The sequence below is a fragment of the Gardnerella sp. DNF00257 genome (genome assembly GCF_049262745.1).
Lineage (GTDB): Bacteria > Actinomycetota > Actinomycetes > Actinomycetales > Bifidobacteriaceae > Bifidobacterium > Bifidobacterium piotii.
Genome location: NZ_CP058403.1, coordinates 741,719 through 760,298 on the forward strand (window position 1 = coordinate 741,719; position 18,580 = coordinate 760,298).

12 protein-coding genes are annotated in these 18,580 nt (G+C 38.5%); 3 read left to right on the top strand and 9 right to left on the bottom strand.

All coding sequences use genetic code 11. The features are described 5' to 3' along the window. Positions 1–39: 39 nt before the first annotated feature. The 5 genes from ahpF to uvrA all read right to left on the bottom strand — a co-directional run bounded on the left by ahpF (position 40) and on the right by uvrA (position 9,253). Positions 40–1,668, bottom strand: coding sequence for an alkyl hydroperoxide reductase subunit F (gene ahpF, locus HXT23_RS02750; RefSeq protein ID WP_422113054.1), 1,629 nt, complete (start codon positions 1,666–1,668; stop codon positions 40–42). 101 nt (positions 1,669–1,769) lie between these two features. Further along, positions 1,770–2,333: an alkyl hydroperoxide reductase subunit C gene (gene ahpC, locus HXT23_RS02755; RefSeq protein WP_101889301.1), complete on the bottom strand. Its 564-nt coding sequence runs from the start codon at positions 2,331–2,333 to the stop codon at positions 1,770–1,772. A gap of 428 nt (positions 2,334–2,761) precedes the next feature. Further along, on the bottom strand, positions 2,762–3,892 hold the full coding sequence (locus HXT23_RS02760; RefSeq protein ID WP_004130903.1) for a GuaB3 family IMP dehydrogenase-related protein: 1,131 nt from the start codon (positions 3,890–3,892) through the stop codon (positions 2,762–2,764). Between the two features lie 57 nt (positions 3,893–3,949). After that, positions 3,950–6,205, bottom strand: coding sequence for an excinuclease ABC subunit UvrC (gene uvrC, locus HXT23_RS02765; protein ID WP_422113055.1), 2,256 nt, complete (start codon positions 6,203–6,205; stop codon positions 3,950–3,952). 72 nt (positions 6,206–6,277) lie between these two features. Beyond that, positions 6,278–9,253 carry an excinuclease ABC subunit UvrA gene (gene uvrA / locus HXT23_RS02770; protein WP_422113076.1) on the bottom strand — a complete coding sequence of 992 codons (2,976 nt, stop codon included), beginning with the start codon at positions 9,251–9,253 and terminating at the stop codon, positions 6,278–6,280. Between the two features lie 294 nt (positions 9,254–9,547). Here uvrA and HXT23_RS02775 point away from each other — a divergent pair, with 294 nt between their 5' ends. Together HXT23_RS02775 and HXT23_RS02780 are read left to right on the top strand one after the other, a co-directional pair. Then, entirely contained in the window at positions 9,548–11,149 is a 1,602-nt protein-coding gene (locus HXT23_RS02775) for an ABC-F family ATP-binding cassette domain-containing protein (RefSeq protein WP_410294356.1), read from the top strand. Positions 11,150–11,163: 14 nt separating this feature from the next. After that, positions 11,164–13,392 (top strand): beta-carotene 15,15'-monooxygenase, encoded by a 2,229-nt coding sequence (locus tag HXT23_RS02780; RefSeq protein WP_410294357.1) that lies wholly within the window; start codon positions 11,164–11,166, stop codon positions 13,390–13,392. A 74-nt stretch (positions 13,393–13,466) separates the two neighbouring features. On the opposite strand, the gene HXT23_RS02785 is transcribed toward HXT23_RS02780, so the two are convergent. The 3 genes from HXT23_RS02785 to HXT23_RS02795 all read right to left on the bottom strand — a co-directional run bounded on the left by HXT23_RS02785 (position 13,467) and on the right by HXT23_RS02795 (position 16,590). After that, on the bottom strand, positions 13,467–14,693 hold the full coding sequence (locus HXT23_RS02785) for a pyridoxal phosphate-dependent aminotransferase (protein ID WP_410294358.1): 1,227 nt from the start codon (positions 14,691–14,693) through the stop codon (positions 13,467–13,469). A 103-nt stretch (positions 14,694–14,796) separates the two neighbouring features. Beyond that, positions 14,797–15,567: a polyphosphate--glucose phosphotransferase gene (ppgK, locus tag HXT23_RS02790; protein WP_004130916.1), complete on the bottom strand. Its 771-nt coding sequence runs from the start codon at positions 15,565–15,567 to the stop codon at positions 14,797–14,799. A gap of 180 nt (positions 15,568–15,747) precedes the next feature. Next, positions 15,748–16,590, bottom strand: a complete 843-nt coding sequence (locus HXT23_RS02795) for an inositol monophosphatase family protein (RefSeq protein WP_016840121.1) — start codon at positions 16,588–16,590, stop codon at positions 15,748–15,750. 284 nt (positions 16,591–16,874) lie between these two features. Here HXT23_RS02795 and serB point away from each other — a divergent pair, with 284 nt between their 5' ends. Further along, a complete protein-coding gene (gene serB / locus HXT23_RS02800) occupies positions 16,875–17,570 on the top strand; it encodes a phosphoserine phosphatase SerB (protein WP_422113077.1) in 696 nt (231 codons plus the stop codon). Positions 17,571–17,587: 17 nt separating this feature from the next. Here serB and fmt read toward each other — a convergent pair whose 3' ends face one another. After that, on the bottom strand, positions 17,588–18,568 hold the full coding sequence (gene fmt, locus HXT23_RS02805) for a methionyl-tRNA formyltransferase (RefSeq protein ID WP_422113056.1): 981 nt from the start codon (positions 18,566–18,568) through the stop codon (positions 17,588–17,590). Positions 18,569–18,580: the final 12 nt, after the last annotated feature.

Here is an 18,580-nt window from a genome sequence, read left to right on the forward strand (position 1 = left end):
GTATTCTAAGCGAGTTCTATGAATGTTCAATGCATGATTTTAATTATGTGGGTCTCTAATTAAATAGTCGAAAGCACTAAGAGCTGCATTTGCGCCAGACCCGTATGCTGTAACAATCTGCTTATAAGGCTCATCCGAGCAATCGCCAGCAGCAAAAATTCCAGGAATACTCGTGCATCCTTTTCTATCTGTTACTATTTCTGCTCGATTGTTTAAGCTTAGTTTATTTTCAATCCACTTTGTATTTGGCATTAAACCAATTTGAACAAACACTCCGTCTGTGTGTAAAATTTTCTCACGATTTTCCGCATTATTCTCATTGCGATCCATATAATGCACTGCGGTAACTTTTTTGTTATCTCCATCTATTTTGCTAAGGGATGCACTTGTTATTACATTTGCATTAGAAAGAGAATGTAAAGTGTTTAGCAATATTTGATCCGCTTTAAGAGAATCCATAAACTCTATAACAGTAACGTGATTTGCAATTCCTGCTAAGTCTATTGCAGCTTCGACTCCAGAATTTCCTCCGCCAACAACTACAACATTCTTGTTCTTAAACAAAGGGCCATCGCAATGCGGGCAGAACGACACTCCCCTGTTTCTGTATTCATCTTCTCCAGGAACACCAAGCGTTCTCCACGTAGCGCCTGTTGCAATAATCACCGCTTTAGCTTTTAGACTTCCGCCAGATTTAGTGTTAATTGTGTGTAATCCGTAAGGCTTTTCTGCAACGTCTAAAGACGTAGCCCAATCGGGAGTAAATACGTCAATATTGTATTGAGCAATGTGGTTTGTTAAATCGTTAGCCAGCTTTGCGCCTGTTGTGTGCGTTTGAGAAATGTGGTTTTCAATGCTTTCTGTTTCAACAACCTGACCGCCTCTGTGGTCCATAATCATTGCTGTTTTAAGACCTTTTCTAGCTGTGTAAATCGCAGCAGCGCTGGCAGCAGGACCTCCGCCTACAATAAGAACGTCGTATGGGTTTTTAGCGTTCATTTTTTGCGCTAGTGAAGAATCGCTTGCCTCCGTAGAATCGCTTGAATCGCTAGAATCCCCATTTTCTTCTTGACTTAAAAGCATCGCAACTAATTCGTCTATAGATGACCTTCCAGAAGAAATCATCTTTCCGTTTTCAAAAACAGCAGGAACACTCATTACACCAAGAGCATCTACCTCGTCTTTGAAAGCGCTTCCTTCTACAGCAATATGCTTTACTTTTGGATTAATAATCGAAATTGTATTAAGTGACTGAACAACCTCTGGGCAATTAATGCAAGTAACAGACATGTATGTAGTAATATCATGACTTCCAAGTTGCAAAATTGCTTTGCGCTGCTCGTCACTTATTTTTGGAGCATAACCACTTACTTGCAAAATCGCCAAAACTAAAGAGCTAAACTCGTGACCAAGTGGCAAACCTGCAAAACTTACAGAAATGTTATTTTGCGGATTAGTAATTGAAAAACTTGGGATTCGCTTCGTGCTACTTTTATCACCTTTTATAACAGTGATTTTGTTGCTTTGATTTGCTACTTCTTGCAAAAGCTCAATAACTTTTTGAGAATTTTCACTACTATCAACGTACGCAACAAGATTAATCGGATTAACCATTTTTTCTAGCAATCCAGCAAGTTGAGTAGTTAAATTTGAATCTAATAAAGTCATTATTTTCACTTTCTGTAGCAATCAAAGCAACGTGTAAATTGTGTTAAAACCAGTCGATAAAATCAGCAGTTAAAATAAGCAAATAAAATCAACTGTTAAAATCAGATTTTTCCAACTAAGTCAATAGATGGAGCAAGTGTTTCTTCTCCCTGCTCCCACTTTGCTGGGCATACTTCTCCTGGGTGAGATGCAATAAATTGTGCAGCTTTAATTTTGCGAATCATCTCGTCGGCGTTTCTGCCGATTCCATCTGCTGTCATCTCGTAGAATTGAATATTGCCTTGAGGATCCAGCAAAAAAGTTGCGCGATGAGCTAAACCAGATTCCTCATTTAGCGCATTAAAGTTTCTAGAAAGCGCGCCATTTGGGTCTCCAAGCATTGTGTATTGAACTTTTGCAATAGCTTTAGAATCATCGTGCCAAGCTTTGTGAACAAAGTGCGTATCTGTTGAAACAGAATAAACTTCTACACCTAATTTTTGAAGCTCTTCATAGTGGTTTGCAAGATCTTCAAGCTCTGTTGGGCACACGAATGAAAAGTCTGCTGGATAGAAGAAGAAAATAGCCCATTTTCCAAGAACGTCATTGTCGCTTACTTCTACAAAATTGCCATTCTTGTATCCATTTACCTTAAACGGAAGAATATGCGTACCAATAAGGCTCATAACAACTCCAATCTTTACTTGTTTGCTAAAATCTTTTATTGTTTTTTGCAATATTTTTAGTTAAACGTGTTAAATAGCTTGCTTAAGAATCTAGATTTAACCGTATTTTTATAATAGATTATTTATATCGATAATCCTATATATATAGATAATCTCTATAGACTTACACATGTTATATCAATAATGGTGTTGAAAACTAACTTGACTTTGCAAAATTCTGGAATATTAAGTTTATTAGCAAAAACAAAACAAAACTATCAAAAACGGGATTATGAGCTAAAAGCTAACTTACTAATTCTATTTCAAGAACATTCATCAACTTAGCTTTACACACTTTTTGGCCTATAAACAAGAATTGCGCACTCAAAATTGAATCAAGCGCGCAATTCTATTCATCATTAATAAGATAATAATAGGATTTTAATGATTTACCTTATATCTTGATGGAATGGGTTAAAAACAACACTACAACGCTGGAAACTCTTAACATCAACATATCCAGTAGATGCCATTGTTCGCCTTAAAGCACCAATAAGGTTAGTCTTTCCATCTGCCATATGACTTGGCCCAAACAAGATATTCTCAAGAGGAGCAACAGTTCCAACATTCGTTCGCATACCACGCGGCAAAGAAGGATGACGAGCTTCTGCTCCCCAATGCATTCCTCGGCCTGGAGCCTCGGTTGCGCGCGCTAAAGGAGTGCCAAGCATTACTGCATCTGCTCCCATAGCAAGTGCCTTAATAAAGTTACCAGACGTTCCCATTCCGCCATCTGCAATAATTTGAACGTATCGTCCACCAGACTCATCCATATAATCTCTGCGAGCTTCTGCAACGTCTGCAATAGCAGTTGCCATAGGCGCTTGAACTCCGAGCGTATTCATTGTTGCAGAAACAGCGCCACCGCCAAAACCAACAAGGATTCCAGCAGCACCAGTTCTCATAAGATGCAATGCGGAAGTGTAGTCTGCGCAACCTCCAACAATAACTGGAACGTCTAAATCGTAAATAAACTTCTTTAAGTCAAGAGGCTCATGGTCTTTAGAAACATGCTCCGCACTAACAGCAGTTCCGCGAATAACAAATAAATCAACGCCTGCTTCTAGAACAGTAGAATAAAATTCTTGAGTGCGTTGCGGAGAAAGAGCACCTGCAACCGTAACACCTGCATCGCGAATTGTGTGCAAGCGCTTAACAATAAGTTCTGGCTTGATTGGCTCCGAATAAATCTCCTGTATGCGCTTAGTTGCAACTTCGTCTTTAAGCTCTGAGATTTCTTTAAGAAGTGGTTCTGGATTCTCGTAACGAGTCCACAATCCTTCCAAATCTAGCACGCCCAACGCTCCCATTTGGCCCATTGCAATAGCCGTATCTGGGCTTGTAACAGAATCCATTGGCGCAGCAATCACTGGTACGTCAAAACTATAAGCGTCGACTTGCCATGATGTAGATACAGCCTTTGGGTCGCGAGAACGACGAGAAGGAAGTATAGCAATATCGTCTAGTGAGTAAGCAACTCGGGCTTTTTTGCCCAAACCTATTTCGATTTCTTGAGACATACTTATAAGGCTAGTTGCTTATCATGACTAATCAACATGCCATAGAATTGTTTAGATTTATTGAGAGTGCAAAAACTCATAAATAGTTTTAGCCTTTAACAAACCGATTCCAGGAACTTTTTGCAACTCTTCTATGCTTGCTTCTTTTAGATTTTTAACACTACCAAATTTTGAAAGCAAACGTTTTTTATAAGATTCACCAATTCCAGGAATTGAGTCAATAGATGAATACAACATTGCCTTTGCGCGTTTTTTTCTATGATAAGCAATAGCAAAACGATGAGATTCGTCTCTAGCTCTTTGAAGCAAATACAATCCTTCGGAGCTTCTTTTTAGAATAATTGGGTATTGATTATTAGGTAGCCAAACTTCTTCTAATTTTTTAGACAATCCACATACTGTTATGCCTTTAACATTGCAATCAATCATTGCTTTTTGAGCTGCTTTTGCTTGCTCAATACCGCCATCGACGATTACAAGATTGGGCTTGTACGCAAATTTTTTAGAGGATGATTGTGGAGGATTTTCTACGCTATCATCATCCACATCACTATTACTTTCATCTTTATGCTTAAAACGTCTAGAAATAGTTTCATATAATGCGCTTAAATCGTCTAGTTGGCCAATGCCATTAGGTCCTTTTATAGAAAATCTTCTATATTCACTAGGTTTAGCAATTCCATCTTCAAAAACAACCATTGATGCAACTTGATATCTTCCATCAGCTGAGTTTGAAATATCGTAGCATTCAATTCGCAAAGGAGCTTCACTCATTGAAAGAGCTGCAGCAACTTGATTCATAGCATTAGTTCTAGATTCTAAAGTAGAAATCCTACTTGTTTTCATCTGTTTAAGAGACTGCTCAGCATTCAAGTTTGCTTGATCCATAAGCGAACGCTTATCTCCACGTTCTGCAACTTTAATAGTTACTTTTGACCCTCTTAAACCACTAAGCCAGCTTTCAATATTTTCTTTTTGAGAGTTATCTAATTCAATAGGAACAATAATCTCCCTAGGAATCGGGCAAATAGGGTCAAGCAAATCCCCTCTTCCAGTTGTTTCTTGGCGCTTTTTGCGTTCTTTTGTTTCTTTAGCTCTATACGACGAATTTATATTTTGGCCACTAGAATAGTCGATTTGTAACGCATTCCTGGATTGCTCTATTTTTAAAGAGTTTTCATATTGCAAATCATTATTTGATTCATATTCAGAATAAACTCGTATAAGCAAATTTGCGATTATATCTGCATCACTAATGTCTTCGCTTCTTTCGACTTGCCAATTTTTTTCTCCGCGTATCAGCCCTTCTCTAACAAAAAACGCGTGAACGCATGCATCAATCGAATCTGCACTAAATCCAAAAACATCAGCTTCTACTTGATCGTTAAAAACAACAGAATTTTGTTGAATAACAGTTCTAAAAATGTTGATTTTGTCTCTTATTTTTGCAGCATTTTCAAAATCTAAATTATCGCTTAACTCCTTCATTTTTCTAGTTAAATCGTTAATGTAGGAATCTCCAATAGCGCCAGTTAAAATGCCAACTAATTGTTCAACATTGTTTCTATGCGTTTTTTTGTCTACTTTTTGGACGCAAGGTGCAGAGCATTTTCCAATAGACGCAAGAAGACAAGGCCTTCCTGTTTTTTGTGCTTTATTGAAAACAGACTGTCTGCATGTTCTAACTGGAAAAGTTTTTAGCAAAGAATCCAAGCTGTGCTTTAATTGCCAAACTTTTGCATACGGTCCAAAATATTGCGTTGACTTTGAGTTTCGATTTCTAGTAATCCAAACTCTTGGAAAATCATCGTTTACCGATACAGCAATATATGGGTATGTTTTATCATCTTTAAAAACAATGTTGAATTTTGGATTAAACTCTTTAATCCAAGTATATTCAAGAGTTAAAGCCTCAAGCTCCGTGTTTACAACAGTCCATTCTAAACTTCTAGCTGTTAATACCATTGATTGCGTTCTAGGATGAAGCTGATTTAATGGCTGAAAATAATTCGATAGCCTGTTTCTTAAACTTTTTGCTTTTCCAACGTATATTACTTTTCCACGCTCATCTCTCCACTTGTATACTCCAGGTTGATTTGGAATATCGGAAGTTTTTGGCCTAAATAAATCACGACTATCTCCTAAAAGAGGAGCACCAAAGTCATTTTTAGATGAATTATCAAAGTAGTTAGCATTACTTTCATCATATTTAGATAGGTGAGTTTTCTTCCATTCTCCCCTACTAGTTTCTATATTTTCTATAGTTTCTCTATCTTCTCTAATATTTGATTCTTTAGAATTTAGAATATTCATTATCTCACCTCCTTTCATAAGATATTCATAAAATTATTCATAAATTTTTACTTAAATACTGCTGATTTTGCTCTATTCCAGCATTGACTTTAAGAATTTACCAGTCCAGCTTTCTGGCTGCTTTGCAACATCTTCTGGAGTACCAGTTGCCACGATTTCGCCGCCTTTATCTCCTCCTTCTGGGCCTAAATCTATAATCCAATCTGCGCATTTTACAACATCAAGATTGTGCTCAATAACTATTACACTATTTCCTTTATCTACTAAAGATTGAAGAACACTTAAAAGCTTACGAACATCTTCAAAATGCAAGCCCGTAGTAGGTTCATCTAGAATATAAACGGTTTTTCCAGTAGAACGCTTTTGTAGTTCCGTAGCAAGCTTTACTCTTTGCGACTCTCCGCCAGAAAGTGTTGGAGCACTTTGGCCAAGCCGAATATAGCCTAAGCCAACTTTAACTAAAGTCTCTAAGTATCTAGAAATAGACGGATATGCTTTAAAGAACACAGCAGCTTGCGATATTGGCATATCTAGCACGTCTGAAATAGTTTTACCATTGTACTTTACTTCTAGAGTGTCTCGATTATATCTTTTTCCGTGACATTCTTCGCATTGCACGTATACGTCTGGCAAAAAATTCATCTCGATTTTAAGCGTTCCGTCTCCACTACAAGCTTCACACCTTCCGCCTTTTACGTTAAACGAGAATCTTCCAGGACCATACCCTCTAACTTTCGCTTCTGGAGTTTGAGCAAAAAGCGAGCGAATTTTATCACAAACTCCAGTGTAGGTTGCAGGGTTTGATCTAGGCGTTCTACCAATAGGATTTTGATCTACGTGAACAACCTTATCGCAATTGTCTACTCCATCAACGCGCTTATGCAATCCTGGAACAATGCGGGCGCCGTTTAGCTTATCTGCCAAAACTGGGTAAAGTATTGAGTTGATTAAGCTTGACTTTCCAGATCCAGATACTCCTGTTATGCAAGTAAATACACCTAAAGGTATTTCTACATCTATGTTTTTAAGATTGTGCTCTTTTGCACCAACAATAGTTAGCTTACGACTTTTGTTGATTTTGCGGCGTTTTTTAGGAACATCTATTGTGCGTCTTTTTGCAATATAGTCTCCTGTAATTGATCGCTTTGCCTCTGTTATGTGTTTTGCAGGGCCGCAATATACAACTTCTCCACCGTTTTCTCCAGCTTCTGGACCAATGTCTACAAGCCAGTCTGACTTTCGTATTGTATCTTCGTCGTGTTCTACAACTATAAGCGTATTTCCAAGATCTCTAAGATTGTGCAACGTTGATATAAGCTTTTCGTTGTCTCTTTGATGAAGACCAATAGACGGTTCGTCAAGAACGTACATAACACCAACTAGCCCAGACCCTATTTGCGTTGCAAGTCTTATTCTTTGAGCTTCTCCGCCAGAAAGAGTTTTTGCTGCTCTAGAAAGAGTTAAGTAGTTTAAGCCAACGTCATTTAAGAATCCTAGTCTTGCTTTGATTTCTTTTACAATCTCTTTAGCAATTATCTTTTTTGAGCCTTCTAGTTTTAATGAATTAATCCATTCAAGACTTTTTTCAATAGGCATATCGCATACGTCTGCGATTGAGCACGAGCCAACTTTAATAGACAAGACTTCTGGATTAAGTCTTTTTCCTTTGCATGTTAAGCATGGCACTTCCCGCATGTATGACTCGTAGTATTGACGCATTTGATCTGAGTCTGTTTCGTCATGCTTACGCATAAGAGTACGCACTACGCCCTCAAATCCTGTTGAATACTCTCTCTGCCTACCCCATCGATTTTTATACGATACTTTTACTTCAAAATCATGGCCATAGAGTATTGAATCTTGCACATCTTTTGGAAGATTTTCCCACGGCGTATCCATACTAAAACCAAGCTCTACGCTTAAGCCTTTTAACACATGCCTGTAGTATTCTCCAGCTGCTTTATTTAATGCCCAAGGTTCTATAGCGCCTTCGTTAAGTGACTTTTCTGTATTTGGAACAACAAGAGCAGGGTCAATCTCTAGATTGTAACCTATTCCAGAGCAATCATGGCATGCTCCATACGGAGCATTGAATGAGAACGTTCTTGGCTCTATCTCTAATAGGTTAAATTGATGGCTATTCGGGCATGCCATATTTTCGGAAAAACTTTGACGCCTGTTTTTAGAGGAAGCATCTTCGTCTACAAAATCAGCAACAACAATACCTTTAGAAAGCTTTAGTGCTGTTTCTATAGAATCTGTAAGACGTGTACGTATGCCATCTTTTATAACTAACCTATCTACAATAACTTCGATTGTGTGTTTCTTTTGTTTTTCTAAAGTAATATCTTCAGAAAGCTCGCGCATTTGCCCGTCTACAAGCGCTCTAGAATAGCCGTCTGACCTAAGAAGAGTAATTGTATCTTTAAACTCACCTTTTCTGCCGTTAACAATAGGAGCCAGTAATTGCAACCTTGTTTTTTGCGGCAAAGAAAGCAATGCGTTAGCTATTTGTTGAGGGGTTTGCGCACTAACGATTTCCCCACATTTAGGGCAATGTGGAACACCTACGCGAGCAAAAAGAAGCCTTAAATAGTCATAAATCTCCGTAATCGTACCAACAGTAGAACGAGGATTGCGATTAGTGGTTTTTTGATCAATCGATACTGCTGGGCTTAAGCCTTCAATAAAATCTACGTCTGGCTTATCCATTCTTCCAAGGAATTGCCTTGCATACGCACTTAAGGATTCCACATAACGCCTTTGACCTTCTGCAAAAAGAGTGTCAAAAGCAAGAGAAGATTTACCAGAACCAGATAGTCCAGTAAAAACAATCATCCTATTTCTAGGCAATTGTAAATTAACATTCTTTAGATTATGCTCTCTTGCACCTTGAACAGTTATTTTTAAGTCGGAAGGAACATCACTTAAGTCGTATATTAAATTACCATTATTTTTTATAATTGGCGCCGAATCAATAAAGGATTGAAGTACATTGTTTTTTTGATTATTATTTCCATCTTTAGTATTCATGCTTGTAGCGCTCATGTTTGCATCTTTTATTGAAAACGATTGCTTACTTTGTAAAGAATCCAAGTGTTTTTGCATTCTACCTCCTTAAGATGCTTAGCGTATATGAATCAAAATTGCAAAACTAAATCTTGATTACGTGCCTGTTTTATAATATCATTCATTATAGAACACATGTTCGAAATATGTTGCTTACTGCGTGTTGCTAATCCTATGCAAGCCTAACGGTATAATCGGGAGTTTGGTTAACATATTTCAATTAATATCTTAATTACGATTTTTCAAGAATAGAACTTAAGGGGTGGGTAAAAAATGGCCATTGACGCACAAGGACTTACTATACAAATTGGTGCGCGCACGCTATTAAGCCCAACAGATTTTCATGTTACAAAAGGCGACAAAATAGGCTTAGTCGGAAGGAATGGCGCTGGAAAAACAACACTTACGCGCGTAATTACTGGAGAAACTCTTCCAGCTGGAGGAAGCGTAAAAGTAAGCGGCTCGTTAGGATATCTTCCACAAGACACACATGCAGCAGATCCAGAGCAAAGCGCGTTAGATAGAATTATGAGCGCTCGCGATATTTCGTCAATCGTATCTCGTATACGAAAAGCAGAAAAAGACATGACGAATCCAGATCCAGACATTATGACAAAAGCCATGAATCGCTACGATAAAGCAATTAATGACTTTGAAAAAGCTGGTGGATACGCTGTTCAATCAGAAGCAATATCAATGGCAAATAGCCTTGGACTCCCACAAGAAGTTATGAAACAAGCTCTTGGAACACTTTCTGGCGGCCAACGCAGGCGAATCGAACTTGCGAGAATACTTTTTTCTAATGCAGATACGCTGATTTTAGATGAGCCTACTAACCACTTAGACGCAGATTCCATAATATGGTTGCGAAACTATCTGAAAAAATTCTCTGGTGGATTCCTTGTTATATCTCACTCAACAGAGTTGCTAGACGAAGTTGTTAATAAAGTTTGGCATTTAGATGCACAATTGGCTCAAATAGACATGTATTCAATGGGCTGGAAAGCATACTTGCATCAGCGCGTTGTAGACGAAGAGCGAAGACGAAGAGAGCGCGAAGTTGCAGAAAAGAAGGCGGAGCGACTTATGAAGCAAGGAATCCGACTTCACGCAAAAGCGACTAAAGCAGTAGCAGCTCAAAATATGATGCGCAGAGCTGAACGCCTATTGAGTGAAACAAGCGAAGCTCAAAGCCGCGAAAAAGTAGCAGACATTCGATTCCCAGAGCCTGCTCCTTGCGGACGCACTCCTATTATGGCTAAAGATATTTCAAAAGCTTATGGTTCAAACATCGTATTTGCTGGAATAAATTTGGCTATAGATAAAGGCTCGAGAGTTGTTATTCTTGGGTACAATGGCGCTGGAAAAACTACCACTTTGCGCATTCTTGCTGGCGAAGAAAGCGCAGATACTGGCGTTGTTGAATATGGACACGGATGCAAAATAGGCTATTTTGCGCAAGAGCACGATACTTTAGACTTAGATGCAACTGTTTTAGAAAATCTTCAACACGTTGCGCCAGAATTAAACGACACTCAAGCAAGATCAATGCTTGGAAGCTTCCTGTTTTCGGGAGATGACGCCATGAAACCCGCTAAAGTGCTTTCTGGCGGCGAGAAAACTCGCCTAGCGTTGGCAACTCTTGTAACTTCTAAAGCAAACGTTCTTTTGCTTGATGAGCCTACTAATAACTTAGACCCAGCTTCTCGCGAAGAAATTCTTAAAGCAATTTCTAAATACGAAGGCGCAATTGTGTTAGTTACTCACGACGAAGGAGCAGTTCTTGCGCTAAACCCAGAAAGAGTTCTTCTTATGCCAGACGGCGACGAAGACTTGTGGAGCGACGACTATCTTGATTTGGTAGCGGAAGAATAGGATTTTAGATTTCTATGAAAAAAACAGCTAATTTTGCCAATTGCGCGCTACACAACATTTTTCGCGTGCTTCGCGCGCCTTTAGCAATCTTGCTGTTAATAGCATTGTTTGAATGCACTGTTGGGAATATTCCATTTTGGAATAGCGTTACTGGCAGCACAGATAGCATGTTTGCTCACAATCTTACTGGCCCTGGAATTAAAAGACTTTCTTCTGGAGGACTTTTAATTACAGACCCTTCGGAATCTTATTTAGAAGTTAATTCCGACGGATCTTCGCCGTACATTCAGCTTAAGCCTTCACTAATTACGCCGAAAAAAATTGGCAAAAGTCCTGTTAAAACAGACGTGCATGTACGCATTGATGTTAATAAAATCGCTGGAAAGCCTTTAAGCACAAACCCTAGAGCTATTAGTTTTGCTATGCTTCCTGTTCCAGATCAAGCGGTTGGAGCTAAAAGCACGCTTAGATTATGGATACAACACCCTAAAGGAGACGTTGTAGACGTTGAGGACGCAAAAGCAAATGTTAGAGCACCTTTCAGCTGGAATTGGGGCCGCGTTCTTCTTCTTATAGTCGTTTCAATTTTGATTTCTTTGTGGAATCCTTGGTCTAAATTGTGGAAAATAAAACTTAATACAAAAAGTTTTAATCAAAGACTTTTACTCGTTTTATCTTGGACTCCATTTATTGCTATAGCTGTTGTTGCAATCGTTTGGAATGTTTTTAACGGTATTCCAATGCATTTTGACGTTGCTGGAAACTACACGTACGATTTTGACCAATATGCGCGCACAGCAGATGCTCTTATTAAAGGCAAAACATATCTTGACTTGCCTGTTCCTAAGCAAATGCAAAATCTTACTAATCCGTACGATCCAATTGCAAGAAACAAGCTTCTTTCTGATTTAGTGCACAATATTTATTGGGACCACGCGTATTACAACGGCCACTGGTACTCGTATTTTGGCGTAATTCCAGCTGTTTTATTCTTTATGCCTTACAGACTTATATCGAGTTTGTGGATTAATGGCGGAGCAATGCTTCCAACAACAATCGCAACTCTTATATGCCTAGTGGGATTCTTAATTTCGGGCTCTCTTCTAGTGATTAGACTTATTGAGCGAATAAACAAACGAGCGTCTCTTGCTTGCGTGTCTATTTGCTTAGCATTGTTCTTTATTACATCTAACACCGTTTACTTATGGTTTAGAACATCATTCTATAGTGTTCCAATGGCAGCTTCGCTATTCTTTACATCTTTAGGATTATGGTTTTATCTTGGCGCTGCTAAAAATGGCATTGCAAAAGATGAAAATCAAGCACAAGAATCCAACGAATCTTACAATTCTATTTATCAAATATCTGCTAAGCACATTGCATTAGGATCTTTGTTTATATCTCTAAATCTAGGATGCAGACCAACATTTATAATCGCGTTTTTGCTTGCAATACCGCTTTTTTACAACAATATTTACTTTTATTTTAAGCATTTAATTTCTAGCAAGAAAATCATAAAAGAAGACTTAAAGCAAATAATAAAGCTAGTTTTAAGCGTGATTGTGCCGTTTGTAATAGTTGCAATACCAATCGGATTGTATAACGCTTTAAGATTTGGGTCGCCATTTAACTTTGGTAACGAATATCAAATTACTATTACAGACATGACTACAATGCGGCTTCCATTGCAAAACATTATTCCTTCGATTTTAAGTTATTTAGCTTTGCCATTACGCTTTACGCCAGTTTTCCCTTGGATTTCGATTAATCCTATTGCTTTCAATAGATGGCAATACGCAGAGCCAATGATTGGCGGAATGTTTACTCTTGCTCCATTGGCATTTATTGGCGTTATTTGTTCTTTGTTAATGATTAAAAAAATGAGCAAATTTGCATCAAGACTTACTATATGTGCTTTAATTCTTGCAATGATTGTTGTTGTTTTCAACAGCTTAAAAGCAGGAATTGGGTGGCGTTATATTGCTGACTTTGGGTGGGCATTCTCGCTAAGCGCAATAATCGGAATTACTGTTTTTCTAGAAAAATACGCAAACGTAGAAGATTGTACAACTTTGCGCACAAAAGTTATGTGTTACACAATACGCATTGCAGTTTTAGCAATGCTATTTTTCTCTATTACAATCGCTTTCTTAGGTTGGTTTGTTCCAGGAAGAGAAGACTCAGTTTTGCGATTCAATCCGGGGCTTTGGCATTACGTTAGATGCTGGTTTACGCTAATCTAGTCTAAAGTTTAAGAACATGAGTCTTCTTAATTCATAAGTCTTCTAAATCTGAGTCTTCAAAATTCTAGATTTTTCTACATCTCTTCTAACATTTTATGAACAGTATTAAGCAATAAAGTAACGCCATTTTCAAATTGATCCTCTTGCGGAAGTAAAGATAGCGCTAAGTAGCCATTAGTTGGCATGTCAAAATAATATCCAGGCTGAGAAACCAGCTTGTAGTCTTTAATTAAGCGCAAAGCTAATAAATCATCATCTATACAAGAAGGAACGCGCAACAAAATATTCCATCCGCCTTCTGCTCGCAATGCACTAACGCAACAATTTGGGTAGTTTTCAAGCATTTTTCTAAGCGTTTTAAGATTAGAGCGTACTCGACTTTGAACAATCGCAGTTTGCTCTTTAGCGCATTGCAATAATTCTGGAATTCTTTCCGATACAGTTGCGCCAATCGGAAGAAAATCATCCGCAATAACGTCAAGTCGTTTCATTGCTTCTTGCACATCTTGACTTGGCCCCGAAACTTCAATCCACCCAACTTTTGCGTGCGGAGCTGCAAGCATTTTTGAGAATCCATCTAAAGCAAAAACAAGCGTTGATTGTTCTCCCGCAAGTCTTGAATTTTCGTTAAATGGTTCTAAAGAGTAATCGTAGAAAACTTCATCTGCAATAATCGCAACATTATTTTTATTGCACAAACTCAACAATTGCGCTCTTTCTTCTGGCTTAATATAAGAGCCTGTTGGATTATTTGGGTTTATTAAAACAAGAGCACGAATGCGATTATTTGCGTTTTGCAAAAGTTCTTTAACTCTTGGAATATCAATAGTCCAAGAACCATCGTAAACAAGCGGATAAGGTATAGATTTTACGCCTTGGAGTCTTGCAATAGATTCAATAAGAGGATACCCAGGAGTTGGAGCTAAAACTGAGTCGCCGCAATCGCACATTAGCATCATAAGCCATGCGTATGCTTGAGAAGTAGACGATAATACGTATAGATTATTTGGATTAAGAGCTTTTAACGAATTACTTTTTTGATCTACGATATTTTGACTTGTAACATCTTGATCTGCGCGATTATCTCTAGCATTTATAAAGTCAGCAAGAATGCGCCTAACTTCGATTGGCCCTCTAGGATCTGCTGTATATTTTGCGCTTAAACATTTTGGAGCAAGACCATGCACTGTTGGGTTTGAATCGTTAAGTTTTGTGAGTTTAATACCTTTAGACATAGCAACGCGTTGAGCCAGAATAATTGGATTTGGCTCACTTACATCAACTCTAGAAGAAAATCGCACTCGACTACACTAGCGCATTGCATAACCAAATATAAAAAATGCGCCGAACGCATAAGCATCCAGCGCAAATAAAGTAAATAAAACAAATAAAATATTAAAAAACTTACTTGTTTCTTTGTTGCATTGCATAGTAAGCTGCGCCAATAATACCAGCTTCGTTATGCAAAGATGCAACAACAATAGGAGTCTTAATATCGATATGCGGCAAGAACTTCTCGCTCACACGGCTAACGCCACCGCCAACAACAAACAAGTCTGGATTAAAGTACTTTTCCATTAATCCGTAATACTTAGTTAAGCGCTTAGCCCACTTTTTATAGCCCATATCCAACTTTTCACGAACAGAAGAAGCAGCATACTTTTCTGCATCTCCCTTTCCTTTTTCTAGCTGAATGTGACCAAGCTCTGTGTTTGGAATAAGAACGCCATTGTAAATCAAAGCAGTTCCAATTCCAGTGCCTAATGTTGTTGCAATAACTAAGCCATCTTTATCTTTTGCTGCACCAAAATGCTGTTCTGCAAGACCAGCAGCGTCGGCATCGTTAACAACTGTAACAGGGCGACCGCAAGCTTCGCTAAACACTTCTGTAACATCCACACCAATCCAAGATTGATCAAGATTCGCCATAAACTCAAGTTTCTTGCCTGGCTTAATAGGCGCTGGGAAAGCAATACCAACAGGAACATCTTCAGGCACATCAAAATGCTCGAGCTGCTGACGAACAATATCTGCAACAGCTTGAGGTGTGGAAACCGCTGGAGTTAGAATCTTATAACGAGGTTCCGCAAACTCACCTTTTTCCAAATTAACTGGTGCAGCCTTAATACCAGAGCCACCAATATCTACGCCAAATGCTTGTGCAGTGTCAATCATCGTTAACACTCCCCTCTGAATGTCGGACAACGGGATATCACGTTTATTCTACAATATTGCTAAAGCGACACGCTTATATATTGTCTATTTAATGATAACGATTGCATAAATGTTTTTCTCAAAATTAAAGCTTTAATATTAAAAATCATGCAAACAATTGCTAAGATTTTTAACTCTAATCTATCGCAAATAGTTTTGAAGCTCCTTGTTTATTAAACCATTTGAAGCAATAACGTCGTTTTCGCGTCTCCAGTGGATTGAGTCACCATTCCATTGTCGAACATGACCTTGAGCCTCTTTAACAACAACAGCACCAGCGGAAACGCCTGGAATATCCCACTCGTGAAGATGCGGCTCAAAATAAGCGTCGTAAGTGCCATCAGCAACCTTGCATAAATCGAGAGAAGCAGGGCCAATGCGCTTAATATCTGCTGGACATTCTTCCTCAAGCGAAGAAACAACATCCAGAGCTCTTTTAGACTCGCCTGGAATATAAGACATTCCGTAGCAAACAACAGAACCGTGCAATGTTGATGTTGTAGAAGGCGTGATTTTCTCTCGCTTTTCTCCATTAGGAGTTTTGCGAATACGAATAGCACCCTGGCCTTTAGCTGCTAAATAAGTAAGACCTAAAGCTGGAGCATGAACAACTCCAAGAATTGGCCTTGCAGAGCCTTGATCATTAAACTCAAAAAGCGAAACAGTTAGAGTCCACTCTGCCAGATCTCGATTAAAGTTAATAGCACCGTCAATATTTCCAACGCACCAAAAACGATCACCAATATTGCAATTTTCTGGACGATTACGCCAAAATCCCTGGAAGGTATTTATGTACGTAAGACGATTTTCAATAAAGCGTACGAGCTTATCTCCAAAACCAGAATCTGCTTGATTAGGATCCCCCAAAACCATCATGCTTGCCATATCTCTAGGATTTAATTGGTCTTGATACGCATGCTTGCCAACATCTTCCAAAATTCTAGCAACTTCAAGAGCAACATCGCGTAAATTCATACTTGCCATACTTACCACCTCTTTAATTCCCCACATTTTGATTATTTATCTATTCCATAAATCTGCAACTATCCATAAATCTGCAACTATTTTACTCAACTAATCAAATTAAACCAAACTTCCACACGCAATATTCAAATAAAATCAATAAACTTTCACATTTAATAGTTTTATAGAAAAGCTTCACATGCAAAAACGCATAATAAAACAAATTCTTAAATTTCTTAAACCAGCCTTAGAATTAATTAATAAACCTAACATCTCTCTTAAAAGATTATAACATGACTTATAACATGACTAAAGTATCAGACTTAAAAACACAGAACTTAATTAATACTCATTCAAATAATCCTTCACTAAAAAAACCAGGGCTTCTTGTTTTAGATGTAGACGCCACTCTTATTGAAGAAGAAGTTATAGATTTATTAGGAGATATTGCTGGAGTTGGCTCTGATCTGGCATATATAACGTCTAGAGCAATGCAAGGAAAAATGGACTTTAATACGTCGCTAAAGCTAAGAGTTTCTATGCTTAAAGGACTTGACTATTCTTGCGTTAAACAAGTTGCGCAAAATATTCATGTAACAAATGGAGCTAAAAAACTTATAAGCACATTGCACTCTTTTGGATGGAAAGTGGGAGCTGTTAGCGGCGGATTCAATCAAGTTTTAGACGATTTTTTGCCAAAACTAAACATAGACTTTTGGGTTGCAAACAATCTAGAAGTCGTAGATTCTAAACTAAGCGGAAAAGTTATTAATCCAATAGTGAATCGTCAATATAAAGCAAAAGCATTGACTAATTGGGCGCGCAAAAACAATATTGATATTGCTCAAAGCATTGCTATTGGAGACGGCGCTAACGATATAGATATGATTAAAACAGCAGGATTAGGCGTAGCATTTTGCGCAAAGCAGTTATTAAAAAGTCAAGCTCAAGCAAGCATAGATACGCGAGACCTAAGCCTAGTTTTAGATTTACTAAATTAACGTTTACTCACTAACTTTTAATCCAAGTAGGATTCACTACTTAAGTGCGCTCCTCTTGCCCAATCTGCAGCATTCATAGCTTTTTTACCTTGCGCTTTAACTTCTAAAAGCTCAATAGCTCCGCTTGCACATCCAACCCAAACATTGTGCTTTTTTGCAAGAATCTGCCCATGTTTAAGCTCGTTTAGACTATATAATTCAATATCTTCATCTTTTGCTAATGCGCAAGCAAGAACGTGCAAAGTGATTGTTTGCAAATCACTAGAATCAACATGAAGATTGCACCAAGCTCCAGGATTTGGCGTGCAAGCGCGAATCTGCCTATCGATTGCAAATGATGGAATATCAAAACGAATATGAGCATCTTCAACAGTGATTTTTTGAGCGATTTGGCAAGGCATAGAGTCTTGCTCAACAGGAACAATTTGACCAGATTCCAAGCCAACAAGAGCAGAGCAAAGAAGATTTGCACCATCATTGCTTAATCGCGTAAGCAAATCGCCAGCTGTTTCGTGAGCGCCAATCTCGGTAGTCATTTGTGCAAGAATCGGACCTTCATCCATTCCGCGCGTAATTTTAAAAACTGTTGCACCTGTAATATCGTCTCCAGCCCATATTGCGCGCTGAACAGGAGCAGCACCTCGCCACTGCGGAAGAAGCGAAAAATGCAAGTTGTACCATCCTAAAGGAAGAGCATCCAAAACCGATTGGCGAAGAATCTTTCCATATGCAACTACGGCCGCAATCCTTGCGCCAGTAGCTTTTAGAGCACCCACACACTCTTGCTCATTGCTGGGATTAACCTCTAGAACAGGAATTCCAAGCTCAATCGCAGCTTTTTTAACAGCACTAGGAACAAGCTTTCTACCTCTGCCAGTCGGAGCATCTGGACGAGTAAGAACAGCTCGAACATCAAAATGCTCTTTATCTTCAGCAAGCGCGCGCAAAGGAGCAACAGCAACATCTGGAGTTCCAGCAAACAAAATAGGCAATACCATAAGTCAACTCCT